Genomic DNA, 18658 nt, shown 5'->3' with positions numbered 1-18658 from the left:
TCGTTTTTTCTCACTTTTTTGGTACTCTAAGGCGCAAATAGATTAAGGATTTTTCGATGAGGGCGAAGATGCACTTAAACCATGTCTCGATTTTTCATTCACAAAAAATGATCAAAACAATCGTATTGTCTATGGCGGTTGCAACAGCGGCTGTTGTAACAGGTTGTGCATCTAAACCACAGGTGAGCGGTGGTGCAAGTTATGCACACGCACCAAATTATTACACAGTTCGTTCTGGTGATACTTTGAGTCGTATTGCAAATCGTTATGGGATGAACTATTTAGATATCGCAGCACTCAATGATATTGCGCCGCCATATCGAATTTATGTCAACCAATCATTGCGCTTAAAAGGTTCCGCTGCACAGCGAACAACATCAACACAAGCGATGGCGCAAACAGCTCCAATTCAGCGTCAAAGTGTCAATTTACCAACACAGCGACCAGTTACTCCACCAACTCAGACCGTCACCACGCCGACTCAACGACCTGTTGTTCCCGTCGTGCCTGTGAATCCTTCATCATCTACTTTGGCCTCAGGCCTACGCTGGGTTAAACCATCAAATGGTGCGATTATTCAAACCTTCAATTTGGCAAGTAATGTTAAAGGTACGCGTTATGGCGGCAATGTTGGCGATCCAATCTTTGCTGCTGCAAACGGGCAGGTTGTTTATGCTGCGGATGGCTTGAAAGAATATGGCAATTTGGTCTTGGTTAAACATGTTGATGGCTATATTACTGCCTACGCGCACAACAGCAAAATGTTGGTCAAGAGCGGAGACAACGTGACTGCTGGACAAAAAATTGCAGAGATGGGTTCTTCAGGAGCATCACGTGTCATGTTGGAGTTCCAAGTGCGGTTGGATGGTAAGCCAGTTAACCCAACAACAGTACTCCCTAACTAGTTTCATAACGTAAACAAACCCTCAACAAATTGTTAATAATCTCTAGTCTAACAATAGACTTCTCTGTATACTTATTATGTTTGCTTTTATTAGAACAATAAGCATATTAATAAATTGAGAGGGAAGTTTATGTTAGATCAATTGCGTGCAATGGGGGTTTTTGCTTGCGTTGTAGAGAAAAGCTCTTTTAGCGGAGCCGCTCGGGATTTAGGAATAACAACAAGTGCGGTCAGTCAACAAATCCGTTCATTAGAACAAGAAATGGATGTCACATTACTTCATCGCTCAACACGAAAACTCAGTCTTACAGAGGCTGGACAGGCATTTTTTTTTAGTTGCCAAGAAATGTTGGCTGCGGCTGAGCGTGGCAAAATTAGAATCAATGAGTTGCGTGATGATTTGGTCGGCGATTTGCGTATTGCAACTACGCCTGAACTTGGTGCATTACATGTCGTTCCAGCACTTTCTCACTGGATGTCAGCGCATAAGGGGTTAGCTGTTCATTTTGAAGCAGACCATCGCTATATTGATTTGATTGAAGAACGTATTGATATTGCGATACGTATGAGTTTAAAAGTTGATGATCCCCAACTAACGATTGTTCCTTTAGCGCGTGTCGATCAGGTTTTAGTTGCATCGCCTAGCTATTTGAACCAAGCACCCTCAATTACTCATCCGCAAGATTTATGTCATCATGAATTATTGCCCATCACTTTGATGCAAAACTTTCAGCACTTTTCATTTCGTCATGGTTTAAGTGGTGATGTCGTGAATGTTGATATGAAAACACGTTTGGGCACAAATAATGTTTTTGTAGCGAAATCACTGTGTCAACAGGGGCTTGGGATCGCGCGTATTTTATATATGGATGTTCAAAAAGAACTGATCAGCGGTTCGTTGGTTGAAGTCTTACCAGATTGGCAACTGCCTGTTTATACCTTACAAGCACTCACATCCAAGCGTGAACAATATCCAGTAAAAGTACATCGTTGTATTGATGCACTTAAACAGTATTTTGCTCAACTACCCGGTGGACGTTCCTTACAGGGTGTTGCTTAAGGCGATTGAAATTTCATAGCTTCGAGATTTAAAAAAGCCATGCTCCTCAACGGAACATGGCTTTTTCTTTATTTACGTCGCTTTTTAGTGAAGGGTTTGAGTGTTTTAGTCTCGGCTAAAACCTCCTCAGATGCTTTAGTTGTACTGGTGTCTTTCTTACTTTTTTTCCGCTTTTTCTTTTTCTTTGGCGTTTCATCCTCAACGGCATCACCATCTTCGATCGCTTGCCAATATTCCAGTTGTTCCATTACGGCAGCATAGATAGAGTTTTTACTATATCTACCTTTCTTGTCTAACGTACCCACTGGGCGCGCCATTAAGATTTCTAAGGCTTGATCAATGGTATCAATCGCATGTACATGGAATTGCCCCGCTTGAACAGCCTCACTTACGTCTTGACGTAGCATCAGATGTTGCATGTTTTGGCGTGGAATAATCACCCCTTGTTTGCCAGTTAGACCTTGCAACTTACATGCATCATAGAAACCTTCAATTTTGGCATTGACACCACCAATGGGTTGAACTTGACCCAGTTGGTTCATCGACCCTGTAATTGCCCAAGATTGATCAATTGGGATCTGACAGATCGCTGAGATTAAAGCTGACAATTCCGCAACGGTGGCACTGTCACCATCGACTTGTCCATAGCTTTGTTCAAAAGCGAGTGCCGCAGAGAAATGTAGAATTTGCTCACGCCCAAAATGTGCTTTGAGGAAACTAGACATTAGCAACACACCTTTGGCATGAAGTGAGCCACCTAACTCTACGCTACGTTCAATATCAAGAATATCGCCACCACCTTGGTAAACTGAAGCAGTGAGGCGAGAAGGCAAGCCAAATTCAACATCAGCGTAGTGAATCACGGAGAGGGCATTGATTTGACCTAGACGATGTCCTGAGGTTTCGATCAATTGTGTGCCACGCGATAAATCTTGCCAGTACAGCTCACGGAGATAGCCCAAGCGATATTGGCGATGATGCAGGGCTTGATTGACGTGATGATTGGTGACTAGCTTGTCATCTGCTTTAAAGGCATGATGGTGGGCTTCTCGAATGAGATCACCAAGTGTCGAAGCGTGTAATGACAAAGAGCTTTGATCTTCAGCTTGGCGACTAGAGTCCGTCAGCAAAGCGGCTAATGCGGAACGATCAAAGGGCAATAGCTTATCTGCTTGCACATAGTCGGCGATCAATTGCATGTAGGCCTGTTCGTTACTGTCATTACGTTGTAATGTATCGGTAAAGTCGGCACGAATCTTAAAGACACTACCAAGCTCAGGTTCTATTTCTAAAATTTCATAATAAATTTCAGGCTCTGCCAGTAAAACCACTTTAATATCTAAAGGAACTGCCGCTGGTTCAATCGAAATGCTGCCTGTTAAAGTCAGCATGTGTTCCAAAGACGAAAGCTTGAGTTTTCCTGATTTTAAGGCACGTTTTAAACCTTGCCATGCGTAAGGTTGTTCAAGTAAATGCTCAGCTTCGAGTAATAGAAAACCACCATTGGCGCGATGTAGTGAACCAGGACGAATCAAAGTGAAGTCTGTGGTAATGGTGCCATTATGGGTTAACTGTTCGACATGACCCAATAAATTGTAATGAGTTGGGAAGTCTTCAAAAATGACAGGTGCACCACTGTTTGGCTTGTTTGATGTAATTACATTTGCTTGATAACGCGCAGGCACGCGATTGAATAAAGCAGGGGTAAAATCATCTTCTTCTTGTTCTAAAATAAGTTCGACATTATTAATAATGTCATCAGCATATTGTTTTAAATATTGTTCGAGATGTTCGACCTCTTTATGTCGGCTTAGAATCTGGTTGATCCTTGGCATTACTACTTGCGCTGCAATGTCACGATTTAAGGTCGAAACTTGATCCCGTGCGTCATCCTCTAAATCGCCTAAGTGTAGACCTAAACGTTCTAGTTTCTTCTCCATATAGCGGAGATTTGATTTGATATCAGCTCGTTCTTGGCTAGTGAGTGTGTTTAGGTCATCTTGAGTTAACTCGTGATATTCATCATTCTTGAGTAACATCGGAATAAAGACATGTTTGTCATTACGAGAAATGAGCTTTAAATCGAGTTCTTCACCTTCTTTGGTGAGTTCAACCAATGCCTGTTGTTGTACCTCACCTGTGTCTTGGCGAATGCGTTCAATACGATTGTGATAACTCTCTGCGCTAAAGCGACGTTCCAATTGCTTTAAGCTGATTTGCCATGCTTGTTGTAGTGCATTTTGGAACTTCGTACCTTGACCCGCAGGAAAACGCAAAGCAAGCGGCTGTCTTGGGTTTTTGAAATTATTAACATAGACCCAATCATCAGGAGTCGGCATGGTTTTGGCGTGTTGCTGGAGTAAACGTTTAATCATGGTACGTTTACCCAGTCCTGCTGTACCCACTGCAAAAATGTTATAGCCAGAATAAGGGAGTGAAATCCCAGCCTCAACGGAAGCGCGCGCGCGATCTTGACCTAAAAAGTTATTCAGCGGTTTTATGCGTTTAGTCGAGCTTGGGATTTTGGCTAAATCTGGAATATGCGTTAGTTGGTCAGCGCGCAAAGCTGTATTTGTCAGTGTTGGTTGTATATCGGGTTGTTCAAAAGCATTTGGAAAAATATTGGTATTTGCTTTAATCGTGTTTGTTGGTGTTAGAGATAAAGTTGTTGCAGTCATTTGGTCGAGTTTTTGGGTCACTATTGCTATCCAACAAAGAAACGAAAGTTAAGTAATTAAAGGTATACAGTTTTGGGTCTAAAGATCAAGCGAACTTGTGTTTTTTATCGACAAAACAAAACAATGATTGCATAAAGCAACTTGCAAGCTGAGGCAAGAAACGATTGAATAGGCACATTTGAACATTTTGGAAAATAATAAGCAATGACGACTCAAGCCTCTGGTTGGGCGGCTGCATTTAAAGCATTTTTAGATCGCCGTGCGCTGATTATGTTTTTTCTTGGTTTTTCAGCAGGTATACCGATCCTTTTAATTTTTTCTAGCTTATCTTTATGGCTAGGAGAGGCTGGTATTGATAAAACTGCGGTGACGTTTTTTAGTTGGGCGGCATTGGGCTACTCATTTAAATTTGTTTGGGCGCCATTGATTGATGAGTTGCCAGTTCCATTTTTGACTAAAACATTAGGTCGCCGCCGTGCTTGGCTGTTGATCGCACAATGCCTGATTATTTGTGCGATTTGTATTATGGCTTTTTCTGACCCTGCACTGGGGCAAAGCTATTTAATTCAAATGGCAGCAGGTGCGGTACTGCTGGGCTTCTCTGCGGCAACTCAAGATATTGTGATCGATGCTTATCGTATTGAGTTGGCTGAAACAGAAATGCAAACGGTTTTGGCATCGACGTATAATGCAGGCTATCGCATTGGGATGATCGTTGCAGGTGCAGGTGCTTTATTCTTGGCTGCTTATTTAGGTACGGCTAAAGGCAACTATATCTACGAAGCTTGGAAATATACCTATTTGACCATGGCAGCTGTCATGGTGATCGGGATTGTAACCACCCTGGTCGTCCGTGAGCCTATAGTTAATCGTATTTATAAAAATTATAAAAAAACAGATTATTACCGTTTGGTGTTTGTCTTTTTTATCGCAGTCGCCACGTTTGTGCTGACTTATATCTATTCGGGTCAACTTACACAGGCCTTGATTCAAGCAACAGCGATTAAAGACACAGCAGCATTATTTGGCTTAGAAGCGTTGAGGTTTTTAACAGCCACTGCCTGTGCTTTATTGATTGGTTTTGGACTGGTCAAAATGAGTGTTGTAAATCAACAGATGGCGAAAGAAACATGGGTTGCACCGATTCTAGATTTCTTTAAACGCTATGGCGTGAAACTCGCGTTGGTGCTGTTATTGCTGATTGGCTTCTTCCGAATCTCTGACATTATCGCAGGGGTGATTTCCAATGTGTTCTATCAAGATTTGAACTTTAGTAAAGAGCAAATTGCTGAAGCAGTTAAAGTTTATGGTGTCTTGTTTAGTTTAGTTGGTGGTTTCTTGGGTGGTTTGCTGGCGCAACGAATGAATATCATGAAGCTGATGTTTATCGGTGCAGTGCTTGCAAGTTCAACCAATTTGATTTTTATTGGCTTAGTAAAATCTGGAAAACCATTAGATCAGGTTCATGTCCAAGTCGGCAATCAGTCTTATCAAGTACCTACAGATGAAGTGGGTTTCTGGAAATTACAAGTGCCGCCCGCTGTTTTGAGTGAAGCGAACAAAGTTGAAGTCACTGCATCTTATCTCGATAAAGCGCATGAAAAGCCGATCTCGATTTCACAACCATATTTGGTTGGAGATGCACAAAAACCACAAATTCAGATGTTGCCTATCACCAGTAATAATGAAATCACCCTACATGAACAATCGGGTAGTATCGTGGTGAGAGGACAGTATTTTGGTGAGCCATTAACCGCGACACAAAAAATTGTGGTTGATTTGGATGGTCAAAATTATGATGCAAAACTAGATCGAAATGGTGTTTTTAGCAGCGTGATTGAAGCGAAACAATTGCTTTCTTCGCCATCTAAGCAACTTGATGTTGCGGTGTTCGATGGCGATCAGTCGATATTATCGATATCGCATCGTTATCAGTCGAATACCAACCTCACCATAGGGAATGAACTGGATGTGAATATTGATCCTTTACCACTGATCAATCCTCAGTCTACTCAGGATGTCGAGATCAAGGGTAAAGTCATCAAACAGTATAGTTCCTTGTGGTTGTATTTTGCGATTGTGGTGGATAATCTTGCTGCTGGTTTGGCTGGTGCAGCATTTATTGCGTTCTTATCGAGCTTAACCAGTGTTTCTTTTACTGCGGTTCAATATGCTATTTTTAGTTCATTAATGACATTAACACCGAAATTATTGGGTGGCTATTCTGGCACAATGGTCAGCAATATGGGCTACCCGAATTTCTTTTTAATGACGACTTTGATTGGTGTTCCAATCTTAATCCTCGTGGTTTGGGTTGCAAAGCTGTTACGCGAGCATGAAAAACCATCAACACAACAGACAGGTGAATAACGATGCGCATGTTACATACGATGCTACGTGTAGGTAATTTAGAACAATCTTTAAAGTTCTACACTGAGGTACTTGGTATGAAATTGCTACGCCAACGCGACTATGAAGAAGGGCGTTTTACCCTTGCTTTTGTTGGCTATGGCGATGAAGAAAACAATACCGTACTTGAGTTAACTCATAATTGGGATACTTCGAGCTATGAGCTTGGTAATGCTTATGGACACATTGCGATTGGTGTAGAAGATGCTTATAAAGCATGTGATGACATCAAAGCGCGTGGTGGAAAAGTGGTTCGTGAAGCAGGTCCGATGAAGGGTGGTGTGACGGTTATCGCTTTTGTTGAAGACCCAGATGGTTATAAGATTGAGTTAATTCAACAGGATCAAAATGCACGTAATAACTAATTTGAATTCATCTTAAGCTGAAGATTTCTCATTTAAAAGCGCTAGCATTATTTATATAGCCCAGTATGATATGTCGATCAAATGGTCAACAATATTGTATTGGGCTTTATTGTACTTAGTGGGTGAGTAGGAATAAGATATGTTCAAAATTTTGGCACTGGATCGTTTTACATTACTCTTGGTTGCGATGGTTGTACTTGCAACATTTTTACCAGTTTCAGGCCAGATTGCATCTTATTTTAATATTCTCACAACCGTTGCTATCGCGATACTTTTCTTCTTACACGGTGCAAAGTTGTCGCGTGAAGCTGTGGTTGAAGGCATGCTGCATTGGAAAATGCATGCTCTCGTCTTTGCGTTTACCTTTCTACTTTTCCCTGCAATCGGCCTCATGGCCCGACCAATCTTAGAGCCGCTTTTGGGACAGCAGTTGTATTGGGGTTTTCTGTTTATGTGCTTTCTGCCATCAACAGTACAATCTTCGATTGCATTTACCTCGATGGCCAAAGGCAATGTCGCAGGTGCTGTGTGTAGTGCATCATTTTCCAATATCATTGGTATGATTATTACGCCTATTTTAGTCAGCTATTTTATTCTTGGACAAAGCCAACATGGTTTTGATCCAACCCAGTCAATTATTCAAATCACACTATTATTATTGGTTCCATTTATATTAGGTCAAATATTACGCCCTTATATCTTTCCTGCAATGCTCAAACGACCAAGTCTGGTCAAGGTCTTTGATCAAGGCTCTATTTTAATGGTGGTTTATGGGGCGTTCAGCAGTGCTGTCGTTGCTGGACTATGGCAGCAGGTCAGTGGTTTAACCTTATTGTATTTAATCCTTGCGTGTTCAGTCTTGCTTACCATTGTGATGCTATTGGCTTTCTATCTACCAAAGTGGCTTGGTTTTAATCAAGCGGATCAAGCGACAATTTTCTTTTGCAGTTCAAAGAAGACTTTGGCGAGTGGGGTGCCTATGGCGCAAATTTTATTTATAGGACAACCTTTAGGCATGATTGTTTTACCAATTATGATCTTTCATCAAATCCAGTTGATGGTTTGTGGGATAATTGCCAATCATTGGTCGAAAACAAGACAAGAATAATTCGCTAAATCTGTTTTGTTGGCGTATAATGCTCGGCACTTGTTGGCTTTGCTCTGACCTTTAGAGTCTCGGTGAGTCAAAAGAAATGGTCTGTTGTGGTGTTGATCTGCAAGTGTAAAACACTTTGCTTTCCTCATATTGAGAGTGATCAATTGCGATAACAGCTTAAGCCTTTCTTACTAATTAGGAGCATCGAGCATGCGCGCCGATATTCATCCAAAATACCAAACTTTAGTTGCTACTTGTTCATGTGGTAACGTTATTGAAACTAAATCTGCTTTAGGTAAAGAAACTCTTTATCTTGACGTATGTTCAGCTTGCCACCCATTCTATACTGGTAAACAAAAGAATGTGGATACAGGCGGCCGTATCGACAAATTCAAACAACGTTTTTCTGGTATGTCACGTTCTATCAAACGTTAATATCAAGAAAACAAAAAAAACGGGCAATATGCCCGTTTTTTTTGTGTCTGTATTTTTTAAATCCCTCACCAACCTCTCTTTTTAAAAGAGAGGAGAAGTCCCCCTTTATCAAAGGGGGGCTTAGGGGGATTCTAAAAGTGTTTTATAGATCGGTATTACATGCTAGGGGGTTATTGATCTTGTACGTCCGTTAAGCGATCAAGTTTCTTCTGAAAGTAATTGCCTTGTAAGAAACGACTCTCTACATTCCATGCATTTGCAAATAAGTTCATGTCATTCAATTCATTTAAGAATATTTCAACAGGTTTCTGGGCAATGAAATGCAGTACCTTTTCTTGCAAAGCGACCATCTCTTTATCTGATGCAAGCATTTTCGATAATGTCGGGTGAAAACTGACGTATTGGGTGTCGATTTGCTGAAGAATCGTATCGCTATAAATAGAGTTACCAAAATCACGAATAGCAACTTCAGCGCCATATTGGCGAAGTAAAGCAATTTGCGGCTGTGCCTGTGTTAGGTTCTGTTGCAGTGCTTGCTCTGAGAACTGTAAAATAATTGGATGGGCTTGTTTACTTCCAATAATGGTCAGTAATTTTGCAACCAATTCAGGAAGCTTTTTATCACTTAATAGGATGTGATGGTTGAGATTAATAATCAGTTTTGCTTTTGGATATTGCGTAATGAAATTATGTAATTGTTTACATGCCTCTACCAATATCCAGCGGTCTAATTGAACGGATAGCTCAGGATCATCTTTTAAATCAGCAAGATCGCTTAAATCCTGCCATTGGTTGTTATGTATAAACCCACTAGAAACTTCATAGGTATGGGTATATTGGTCTTGTTTGTCATAAGTTTGCTGATATTTTAGATGAATATCACCTGTATCTAACTTCTGTTTCAGCTCTTGTAATAGGCTGATTTGAACTGTTTTTGGAATATGTTCGGTGGTTAAACCGATATTGGTATCAATCTTAGGCGTATTAAAGACAGGCAGCGCCAGTAAGAATGCTTTAGAAAGTATGCGTTCAAAATGAGCTTCGTCAGGAATCTGTTTGGTCAGTTCACAATAGCCCAGCTTTAAATGTAATGGGAAGTTGTATTGTTCAGTGATCAGTAGTTGTGGCTTTTGCAGACCGTTCAAACTAATCAATAATGAGTTCAATACCACTTTAGATTCTGCTTGGAATAAAGCGACATAAAGTGCGGTATCAACTTGATATACAGGAACACTCACTTGTTCCTTAATAAAGTTTGGAATATTGGAGAAATAGGCTTTTGTCGCGTGCCAATCCTTTTGAAAAACTTCATTTGGACAGTTGTTTAGACTAAACAACACCAGTGCATTGGCATTGGCTGGCTGATTTGCGAGTTGTCGATTAATTTGCTGTAACGCCGTAAATAAGCTCGAAATTTTTTCAGTTACTGTAGTGCTTGGGGCTGCTGCAGCTACAGATTGTTGTGTTGTCTCACATTCAATATTGAGTTGGATTTCATCTTCATTGCCAGAAGGGAGGAACTCAACGTGTAGCGGATTATTTTTTATGACGGGATTCTGAGTAAGTAGTTCAAAGCGTGCTTGCTCAAATTGACCCTGTGAAATCTTCTTGAAACGTAACTTAAACTGACTTAAATCTTCAGGCTGTAAAACATCGAGAATCGGTAAACCAACCAAATCGTCGGCACTGTCAAAACCAAATAGCGTTGCGTATTCGGCATTTACTTCGATATGAATGCCTTCTTGTAAGATCGCAACGGCTTTATGGCTTTCTGCGACTAGAGATTGAGCTTGGGTTTGAGCTGCTTCTAATTCACTTAATAAACGATGCTCAGCTTGAACCAAACGACTGTAGGAAAGTGTGCGAACGATGTTGATGTAAAATTTTTCTGGCGATTCGAGACTCAAGACATCATAAATCCCTTTATGAATATAAGTCTGATATTGCTCAGCCTGATAATTATCTGGTTCAAGTAATAAAACCGGTAAGCTAGGCTGTGCTGATGCTTGAATGAGCGATAGGGTTTGTTCAATTTTTAAATCGTATGCACGACCAAAAATCACAATATCCCAAGCTAAGTTCAGTTGCTTTTCAAATGCTTTAAGGTCATCAAGTAGGGTTGCTTGAATTTGATGATCTTGAGCCGCAAATAATGCCGAAATTTGATTATACCGTAATTGATTATCATCAATGATGAGTAAACGAGTTTCAGTCCGTTTTAGTTTTTTAGAGAGTAAAGAATTTCTCACTTCAATGCTTCCCATAAGTCTTGATCAATTTTATCTAGATTTTTTTGTGCCATAAATCGACGAAGAACAGGTTGTTCTTCATCATTTAGTAGTTCAAATTCGAACTGAACAAAACTTTGGGTAATGAGTTGCGCGTTTAATAAATACACTTTGACTTCCTCTTTCCCCAATCTTAAATGAACAGCTTGGTGTTCCCGAAAAATTTGCGAACCTGGTAATATTAAAGTTGTTTTGGTTTCATCCAAATTTTGGTTCTTTAATAAAAGTGCTGGATGATAATTACTAATATGTAGATCGGCTTGGATACGTGCGGCACAAGGGAAAATTTCTTGCGCTAGTACTTCCAAGCCTAGTTCTAAGCTTTTCTCAGAGGACTGTTTGAGCCAGCGAATCACACCACCACGCCAATGGCCATGAGAGGTTTCTTTAACGAGAATATATTCACCTGTTCTTAAGTTCTTGGGTGCATCTCCAGACCACTTTATACGATAACCATTGACACTAATGTCCAGTATATCTGCTTGATATACCGTTTTACTTTCACGGTTTAAACGTTGAATTGCAGACTCTTGATTATCTGTTGTGTTCTTTTTATCCCAAGCTGACATGAACCTTGATTCATTTTGTAGTCCATAACTATGATCTAGAAATAATGTTTCTGAAAAGTTCTTCGCTTTGGACAGGTAAAAATGTGCGGTCAAAAGACCAAAACAAATATGTAGCTGAGCATTATATTCATAACGCTCATGGCGACGCTCCGCGATCGTTCCTAGAATTGTCTGCACATGAAATTTTAAAGCAGGGGTGAGATAGACTTTTTCGTTTTTGGACACATATTCCGCATTTTTATGTAGGGTGGCCGTGACATGATCCAATAGGCTGTGCGTACTGATAAAAATGTTCGGTAGAAAACCTGAACTTTGCTTTTTATTATAAATCGGTGGGTGATCTTTACTTGTGTCGACCACATATTTGGTTAAGTCTGTTTCTTTGGGTAGAATTTGAACCATTTTAGCCCAATCAAAACTACACTGGAACAGTGCTTGTATTTCAGATTGGCGAATTTGATTGGTATTAAAAATATCCATCAAAATGAGTTGGGCGTAGGCTTGAGAAATATTGCCTAATGAACTCGATGTACCGTGAACTTGATCTAAGTTGGTATGGTGATATCTATGTGTAACAGCGGCATCATAGAGTTGATGTGCGATGAGCCATTGTCCTGCAACGGGTTCACTATACAACATATGTTGTTGGTATAAGAGTTGGGTCAGTTGTTGTAAAGACTGGAAGGTTGCCAGTGTTCTTGCGGTCTGCAAATTCTTCTTTTGATTGAGTGCAAATATAGAAAACTTCTGCTGATCTAACTGTTCATTGCTACGTCTTACAATATTGATATAAACCGCTGCAAAGTAGCAGCGTAATAGCATCGCGAGTTCAATGATATGTTCATTGCGATCAGAGCTAATCACACCTTGATTGAAAAAATTCTTTTCTAAACTGCCTAAAACATTTTCGATGGTCGGGTGTAACACTTGGACTAAGTCAAAACGCAAGGTTTCCGAACATTCTAACTCGCTGAGTTCTAATAAAGCGGCAAAGAGTGCTTTGGATGTATCGCCCAATTGCATGATGGATAGATTGGAAATCCATTCATTCAAACTTTTGGTGTTTGTGTCACAAAAACTCAGTTTGTCCCGTCTTAGTACAGTTGGAATTTGAAAAATATCCGAAAAAGCTGTGTTCATCATTGTGTTATCAATCTCAGAATGTTTGAGCCCCAAAAAGCGGTGTTTTATTTTTTTCGCCCGCAATTTCCCTCACAAGTTTTGGAACTAAATATCCCGGTAAACTTGCTAATACATCACTGTATATATGGTCTATCTCTGAAGACCTTAAATCAAAATGTTGAGCACCTTTGACTTTATCTAAAACATGCAGGTAATACGGCATTACTCTCGCTTCAAATAAACGGCTACTCAACTCAGTCAACGTTTTTGCAGAATCATTCACACCTTTGAGTAAAACCGCCTGATTTAACACGGTAATATGATGTAATGATAACTGTAATAACTTTGAGCAAGTGTAATCATCAAGCTCAGCTGCGTGATTTGAGTGTACCACTACTATTATGCGTAGCCTACTGTTTTTTAAAATAGAAATCAGCTCTTTATCGACACGGTTGGGGATAACAATCGGAACACGTGAATGAATTCTCAGTATTTTAATTTGAGGGAGAGATGCTAGACGTTCTAGCCATAAAGCGAGTTTTCGGTTGCTGAGGGTGAGTGGATCACCGCCACTTAAAATGACTTCATTGATCTTCGGATTTTGCTCAATGTACTGCTTAATATTTATCCAATCATCATTTTTAGGCAGATTTTCTTGATATGGAAAATGACGGCGAAAACAATAGCGACAGTGAATCGCACATGCGCCCGTTAAAGTGAGTAAAAACCGTGATTGGTATTTGTGTAAAACACCTGCCATTTGGTTGGCGGCTTCTTCACCTAATGGGTCGGTAACGAAGGCTGGATGTTCTTCAAGTTCTAAATGGTGTGGTAAAACTTGCAGTAATAGCGGGTCTAAAGGATCGCCAATGTTCATTTTCCCGACGAATGCACGAGGAACACGTAATTTGAACTGCTCAGAGGCGAGGATTGCCCCAGATAATAACTGTTCGGTAGATAGCTCAAGCAGATTTAACAGCTCTAAAGGATCGGTAATTAGATCACTGAGTTGTGATTGCCAGTTTTTCTCTTGATGTAAATAGTTTATCATGCCATACGTAAAAATAGTGTTAGCCGCAGCTGTGTGCCTAGTCTAGCATTAATAGATTTGAGTTTTAAGTTTGGAGTGCGCCTTTCATGGCCTATTATTCTACAAATGATTTTAAAGCAGGCCTTAAGGTTATGCTTGATGGCAACCCATGTTCAATCATGGAAAATGAATATGTGAAACCAGGTAAAGGTCAAGCATTTAACCGCGTAAAATTGCGTAATTTACGTTCTGGTAAAGTATTAGAAAAAACGTTTAAGTCAGGTGACTCTTTGGAAGCGGCTGATATTGTAGAAGTTGAAATGGAATACCTCTACAACGATGGCGAACTTTGGAATTTCATGGATCCTGTCTCTTTCGAGCAAATCGCTGCAGATAAAACGGCAATGGGTGATGCTGCGAAATGGTTAAAAGACGACTCAAATGAAAAATGTACCATCATGTTATTTAATGGCGTACCTTTAACCGTTAACCCACCTAATTTCGTGGTCCTTAAGATCATTGAAACTGATCCTGGTGTACGTGGTGATACTTCTGGCGGTGGTGGTAAACCTGCTAAATTAGAAACAGGTGCTGTGGTACGTGTTCCGTTATTCGTACAGCAAGAAGAAAGCGTTCGTGTAGACACCCGTACTGGTGATTATTTAGAACGTGCATAATCGAATCTAACGATAAGATTATCGAAGGGATGATGAAAATCATCCCTTTTTTTATGCCAAAGTATTAGATAAATCATCTTTTAAAAACGATAAACTGACGAAGATATTTCCGAAGAGAAAATATAGGTATGGAAAGCCATGTAACAACTAACGAAAAGTTATGTATTTGAGAGGTTCTAAATGGAAACAACACAAACAAAATCATCGCTTCCCTCCAAACTTTTATGGAGTTTGGTTGCCATTGTAGGCGCTATCTCATTTGGGATACTCGCAGTGAGTCGAGGTGAACATGTCAATGCAGTTTGGCTGGTCCTTGCTGCGGTGTGTGTGTATAGCATTGCTTATCGGTTCTATAGTTTATTTATCGCGACTAAAGTTTTTGAGTTAAACCCTAAACGGTTGACCCCAGCGCATCGCTTGAATGATGGTCTGGACTATGTGCCAACCAATAAATACGTTTTATTTGGTCACCACTTTGCCGCAATTGCAGGTGCAGGACCATTAGTTGGACCTATTCTAGCTGCACAAATGGGATATTTACCCGGAACAATTTGGCTGTTAGTGGGTGTGGTCATCGCAGGTGCAGTACAAGATTTCTTGGTGTTATTCATCTCTACCAGACGCGACGGTCGTTCATTGGGTGAAATGGCAAAACAGGAATTGGGCACCTTTGCTGGTGTGATCGTCATGCTGGGTACGTTAGGCGTGATGGTGATTATCCTTGCTGTATTGGCCTTAGTCGTGGTCAAAGCACTGGCCGAAAGTCCATGGGGGGTATTTAGTATTGCGGCAACCATTCCAATCGCACTGTTCATGGGCATATACATGCGCTATCTGCGCCCCGGGAAAATTGCAGAGGTTTCGATTATCGGCTTTGTCCTGATGATGGCGGCAATTGTATTTGGTGGCGATGTTGCAAAACATCCTTATTGGGGTGAGTTTTTTACCTTAACTGGAACGCAGCTAACGTGGGGACTGATTATCTATGGCTTTATTGCCTCAGTGTTACCCGTTTGGTTGTTATTGGCACCGCGTGATTATCTCTCTACATTCCTTAAAATTGGTGTGATCGCAGGTCTTGCAGTCGGTATTTTATTTGCGATGCCTGAGTTAAAAATGCCAGCAGTGACGCATTTTGTTGATGGAACAGGTCCTGTTTTTTCTGGAAGTTTATTTCCTTTCTTATTTATTACCATTGCTTGTGGTGCGATTTCAGGTTTCCATGCCTTGGTTGCTTCAGGCACAACCCCAAAACTGGTTGATAACGAAGTCAATATTCGTGTGATTGGCTATGGTGGTATGTTGATGGAATCATTCGTCGGTATTATGGCGATGATTTGTGCCACTGTTTTAGATCCAGGTATTTATTTTGCGATTAATGCACCAGCAGCAGTTTTGGGAACAAGTGTTGAAACTGCTGCGGAAGCAGTACGAAATTTAGGTTTTGTGGTAACCCCTGAAATGTTGACTGTTTTGGCACATGAAGTGGGGGAAAGCTCGATTTTATCGCGTACAGGCGGCGCACCAACCTTTGCAATTGGTATGGCGCATATCATCTCTGAAATTTTTAATAATCGTTCGATGATGGCATTTTGGTATCACTTTGCGATTTTATTTGAAGCCTTATTTATCTTAACAGCGGTAGATGCAGGTACACGTGCATGTCGTTTCATGGTGCAAGATACGGTAGGTATCGTTGTTCCAGCAGTAAAAAACTCAAGTTCATTCGTTGGGAACTTAATTGGAACGTTTGTTGCAGTTGCAGGTTGGGGGTACTTTGTCTATCAAGGTGTGGTTGACCCTCTAGGGGGTATCAATTCTTTATGGCCTTTATTTGGTATCGGTAACCAGATCCTTGCATCAATGGCATTGATTTTAGGTACGGTTATTCTATTTAAAATGAAAAAAGAAAAATATGTTTGGGTTACGATTGTACCGACTGTCTTCTTGATCATTACTTCAATGACCGCTGGATGGCAAAAGATTTTCCATGACAATCCTAAAATTGGTTTCCTTGCTCAAGCCAATCGTTTCTCGGATGCGATTGCACGTGGTGAAGTACTTGCTCCAGCAAAATCTGTGGCTGAGATGCAGACTATTGTATTGTCAAATCAGATTAATGCAGGGTTGTGCGCGTTCTTTATGATTGTTGCAATTGTGATGATTATTGCCTCGATTGGCGCGATTCGTAGAGCCTTGGCAAGTCCAACACCAACAGCCAATGAAGCACCTGCGGTCTATACCGAAACTCCGATGACTGCAAATAGTATCAAAGGAGAGTGATGATGGATTTTAAAATTGCTCGTAAAGGAAGTGCCGTGATTGTGAGGATCATTAAATTTACCATCATGTCGCAAAAACATTTGTTATTGTCACCAAGAAACTGGTCGAAAATCGCGGTTTTATGGCAGCATTTGCAACAGAGTTTTCGTTTAATGGTCGGTGTACCTGACTATGAAAATTATGTGCAACATATGAAAACACACCATCCAGATTTAACCCCAATGGATGCTAAAACTTTTTATCGTCATTGTGTAGATTCGCGCTATCCAAGTGCGGGCGGTGGGATGAAGAAATGCCCTTGTTAGAAATAGAAATTATTTGATTTCTTTGAAAAAAATCTAAAACAGTGTATGTTGATTCATACACTGTTTTATTTTTGGGGGATAGAATAATGTGGGGTCTGGAAAAAGTTTCAGTTCAAGAAAACAATCAGCAAAATCAAAAAATACAACAAGATATTCAGCATTATGGGCATAAGATCAAAAGTTTTTTGCTCGAGGTTAATCAGCTTATTTTGGATAAACCGCAGCAAACCAAATTGGCGCTGACGTGTTTATTGGCTGGTGGTCATGTGCTGTTTGAGGATTTACCTGGACTTGGAAAAACAACCTTAGCCAGTGCATTGGCACGTTTAACAGGACTGCAGTTTCAACGGATTCAATTTACCAATGACATGCTGGCAAGCGATGTGATTGGGATTAATATGTTTAACCAGAAAGAACATTTATTTGAGTTGGCGGATTCAAGTAGTAAGCACAACAGTATAAAACTAGCCATCACTTCACTAGGAGTCGCCACCCTAAGGACTTTCTAGGACGATGATTTAGAGCGTTCTCAATCTCTTGAATTCGCTCTTGAGTCATGTGATCGAATGATGATGATTTTGGCAAATATTGACGAATTAAGCCATTGGTATTTTCATTCCTCGCCCTTTGATTTGAACGATAAGCATCGGCAAAATAAGTAGCAATTCCTTGATCTGTAATACACCGCTCTATGCAATGACTTATCGTTTTTGATGAAACCCTTGTCTCCCCAATATGAACATATAAACTTTTACGATCTACAAGCGTGAGAATAGCTCCCTTATGATGTTTGCCAATCACCGTGTCTCCTTCAAAATCACCAACTCGTCGCCTTTGTTCAATGACTTCATCTCGGCAATGGATACTTTGTCTATTTCTTCTGAATGAAATAAGAAATATAGTGATAGGCGAAGTCTGTGAGAGACGATATTTTACGGTAACAACGCCGCTTTGAAAGTTCCTGTGCCTGTTTTGCTCGATAGCCTCGTTGCTTCATTGTGTGCTTTCCAATTGCGAGTTGAAAAAAATCAGAATGAGTTTAATACACTCTAACTTTCTCAACTACTTACAAGTGTGTTGCACTTCGTTATTGAATCCGCCTAATAAAAAATCTACGTGTTTGGAATGATTATTTAAGTTATCAATGGCAAAGCAACGTTGTAGGTTACGACGCTGGAAAACAGAAAAACTGGCTATTTAAACTCGGGCTTGATTCAACTTATGCAGAAAATACTCACTGAAACGTTCCAAACGTGGATGCAGCGTTTATCTTTAACTGTTGAAAATCAACAACCATTTAAACAAGTGATTGTGCTGTATCAGAAAATCGTATTTTTAGAGCAAATGAATCGCGTTGATCTACAACAATTTAAAAAGTTGCTTAAAGACTGTGCGGTTGTGATAAAACAAGATCAAAAAAACTTGTGATCATGCAAA

General features: G+C 40.3%; 13 protein-coding genes and 3 pseudogenes. 11 read left to right on the top strand and 5 right to left on the bottom strand.

Features of this window, described 5'->3' with window-relative positions; all coding sequences use genetic code 11:
• Positions 1-68: 68 nt before the first annotated feature.
• Positions 69-905, top strand: a complete 837-nt coding sequence (locus EAH57_RS00205; protein WP_121928344.1) for a peptidoglycan DD-metalloendopeptidase family protein — start codon at positions 69-71, stop codon at positions 903-905.
• 129 nt (positions 906-1034) lie between these two features.
• Entirely contained in the window at positions 1035-1964 is a 930-nt protein-coding gene (locus EAH57_RS00200; RefSeq protein ID WP_004671886.1) for a LysR family transcriptional regulator, read from the top strand.
• A 68-nt stretch (positions 1965-2032) separates the two neighbouring features.
• Here the strand turns inward: EAH57_RS00200 and EAH57_RS00195 are convergent, their stop codons facing one another.
• Entirely contained in the window at positions 2033-4663 is a 2631-nt protein-coding gene (locus EAH57_RS00195) for a Lon protease family protein (RefSeq protein ID WP_121928343.1), read from the bottom strand.
• A gap of 183 nt (positions 4664-4846) precedes the next feature.
• On the opposite strand from EAH57_RS00195, the gene EAH57_RS00190 reads away from it, so the two are divergent.
• The 4 genes from EAH57_RS00190 to rpmE all read left to right on the top strand — a co-directional run bounded on the left by EAH57_RS00190 (position 4847) and on the right by rpmE (position 8947).
• A complete protein-coding gene (locus EAH57_RS00190; protein WP_121928342.1) occupies positions 4847-7012 on the top strand; it encodes an AmpG family muropeptide MFS transporter in 2166 nt (721 codons plus the stop codon).
• A gap of 2 nt (positions 7013-7014) precedes the next feature.
• Positions 7015-7416: a lactoylglutathione lyase gene (gene gloA / locus EAH57_RS00185; RefSeq protein ID WP_004671883.1), complete on the top strand. Its 402-nt coding sequence runs from the start codon at positions 7015-7017 to the stop codon at positions 7414-7416.
• Between the two features lie 139 nt (positions 7417-7555).
• Positions 7556-8524 carry a bile acid:sodium symporter family protein gene (locus tag EAH57_RS00180; RefSeq protein WP_004671882.1) on the top strand — a complete coding sequence of 323 codons (969 nt, stop codon included), beginning with the start codon at positions 7556-7558 and terminating at the stop codon, positions 8522-8524.
• A 198-nt stretch (positions 8525-8722) separates the two neighbouring features.
• Positions 8723-8947 carry a 50S ribosomal protein L31 gene (gene rpmE, locus EAH57_RS00175; protein ID WP_004671881.1) on the top strand — a complete coding sequence of 75 codons (225 nt, stop codon included), beginning with the start codon at positions 8723-8725 and terminating at the stop codon, positions 8945-8947.
• A 170-nt stretch (positions 8948-9117) separates the two neighbouring features.
• Here the strand turns inward: rpmE and EAH57_RS00170 are convergent, their stop codons facing one another.
• The 3 genes from EAH57_RS00170 to epmB are packed head-to-tail and all read right to left on the bottom strand — an operon-like array spanning position 9118 to position 13977.
• A complete protein-coding gene (locus tag EAH57_RS00170) occupies positions 9118-11211 on the bottom strand; it encodes an EAL domain-containing protein (protein WP_121928341.1) in 2094 nt (697 codons plus the stop codon).
• The gene (locus EAH57_RS00165) at positions 11193-12947 is read right to left on the bottom strand and encodes a GTPase (RefSeq protein ID WP_121928340.1); all 1755 of its coding nucleotides are present in this window, start codon (positions 12945-12947) and stop codon (positions 11193-11195) included. Before EAH57_RS00165 ends, EAH57_RS00170 begins: the two co-directional genes overlap by 19 nt.
• A 13-nt stretch (positions 12948-12960) precedes the next feature.
• The gene (gene epmB / locus EAH57_RS00160) at positions 12961-13977 is read right to left on the bottom strand and encodes an EF-P beta-lysylation protein EpmB (RefSeq protein WP_121928339.1); all 1017 of its coding nucleotides are present in this window, start codon (positions 13975-13977) and stop codon (positions 12961-12963) included.
• An 86-nt stretch (positions 13978-14063) separates the two neighbouring features.
• On the opposite strand from epmB, the gene efp reads away from it, so the two are divergent.
• The 4 genes and pseudogenes from efp to EAH57_RS00140 all read left to right on the top strand — a co-directional run.
• Positions 14064-14633 (top strand): elongation factor P, encoded by a 570-nt coding sequence (gene efp / locus EAH57_RS00155; RefSeq protein WP_121928338.1) that lies wholly within the window; start codon positions 14064-14066, stop codon positions 14631-14633.
• A 180-nt stretch (positions 14634-14813) separates the two neighbouring features.
• The gene (locus EAH57_RS00150; RefSeq protein ID WP_004671875.1) at positions 14814-16916 is read left to right on the top strand and encodes a carbon starvation CstA family protein; all 2103 of its coding nucleotides are present in this window, start codon (positions 14814-14816) and stop codon (positions 16914-16916) included.
• Positions 16916-17221 (top strand): YbdD/YjiX family protein, encoded by a 306-nt coding sequence (locus tag EAH57_RS00145; RefSeq protein WP_171407337.1) that lies wholly within the window; start codon positions 16916-16918, stop codon positions 17219-17221. Before EAH57_RS00150 ends, EAH57_RS00145 begins: the two co-directional genes overlap by 1 nt.
• A gap of 86 nt (positions 17222-17307) precedes the next feature.
• Positions 17308-17649: pseudogene (locus EAH57_RS00140) on the top strand (AAA family ATPase); the annotation flags it as partial.
• A gap of 17 nt (positions 17650-17666) precedes the next feature.
• On the opposite strand, the pseudogene EAH57_RS00135 reads toward EAH57_RS00140, so the two are convergent.
• Positions 17667-18227, bottom strand: a pseudogene (locus EAH57_RS00135) (transposase); the annotation flags it as partial.
• Between the two features lie 91 nt (positions 18228-18318).
• On the opposite strand from EAH57_RS00135, the pseudogene EAH57_RS00130 reads away from it, so the two are divergent.
• A pseudogene (locus tag EAH57_RS00130) lies at positions 18319-18649 on the top strand (DUF3488 domain-containing protein); the annotation flags it as partial.
• Positions 18650-18658: the final 9 nt, after the last annotated feature.

This window comes from Acinetobacter sp. 2JN-4 (assembly GCF_003687745.1).
In the GTDB taxonomy this organism is placed as follows: domain Bacteria; phylum Pseudomonadota; class Gammaproteobacteria; order Pseudomonadales; family Moraxellaceae; genus Acinetobacter; species Acinetobacter halotolerans.
Note: the sequence above shows the minus strand (reverse complement) of the source record. Positions and strands in the feature narration are given on the sequence as shown.

Coding starts and splice junctions, on each gene's coding strand:
- EAH57_RS00180 (WP_004671882.1), top strand. CDS start 7,556: ATGTTCAAAATTTTGGCACTGGATCGTTTTACATTACTCTTGGTTGCG.
- EAH57_RS00145 (WP_171407337.1), top strand. CDS start 16,916: ATGATGGATTTTAAAATTGCTCGTAAAGGAAGTGCCGTGATTGTGAGG.
- EAH57_RS00190 (WP_121928342.1), top strand. CDS start 4,847: ATGACGACTCAAGCCTCTGGTTGGGCGGCTGCATTTAAAGCATTTTTA.
- EAH57_RS00200 (WP_004671886.1), top strand. CDS start 1,035: ATGTTAGATCAATTGCGTGCAATGGGGGTTTTTGCTTGCGTTGTAGAG.
- efp (WP_121928338.1), top strand. CDS start 14,064: ATGGCCTATTATTCTACAAATGATTTTAAAGCAGGCCTTAAGGTTATG.
- EAH57_RS00170 (WP_121928341.1), bottom strand. CDS start 11,211: ATGGGAAGCATTGAAGTGAGAAATTCTTTACTCTCTAAAAAACTAAAA.
- EAH57_RS00205 (WP_121928344.1), top strand. CDS start 69: ATGCACTTAAACCATGTCTCGATTTTTCATTCACAAAAAATGATCAAA.
- rpmE (WP_004671881.1), top strand. CDS start 8,723: ATGCGCGCCGATATTCATCCAAAATACCAAACTTTAGTTGCTACTTGT.
- gloA (WP_004671883.1), top strand. CDS start 7,015: ATGCGCATGTTACATACGATGCTACGTGTAGGTAATTTAGAACAATCT.
- EAH57_RS00150 (WP_004671875.1), top strand. CDS start 14,814: ATGGAAACAACACAAACAAAATCATCGCTTCCCTCCAAACTTTTATGG.
- EAH57_RS00165 (WP_121928340.1), bottom strand. CDS start 12,947: ATGATGAACACAGCTTTTTCGGATATTTTTCAAATTCCAACTGTACTA.
- epmB (WP_121928339.1), bottom strand. CDS start 13,977: ATGATAAACTATTTACATCAAGAGAAAAACTGGCAATCACAACTCAGT.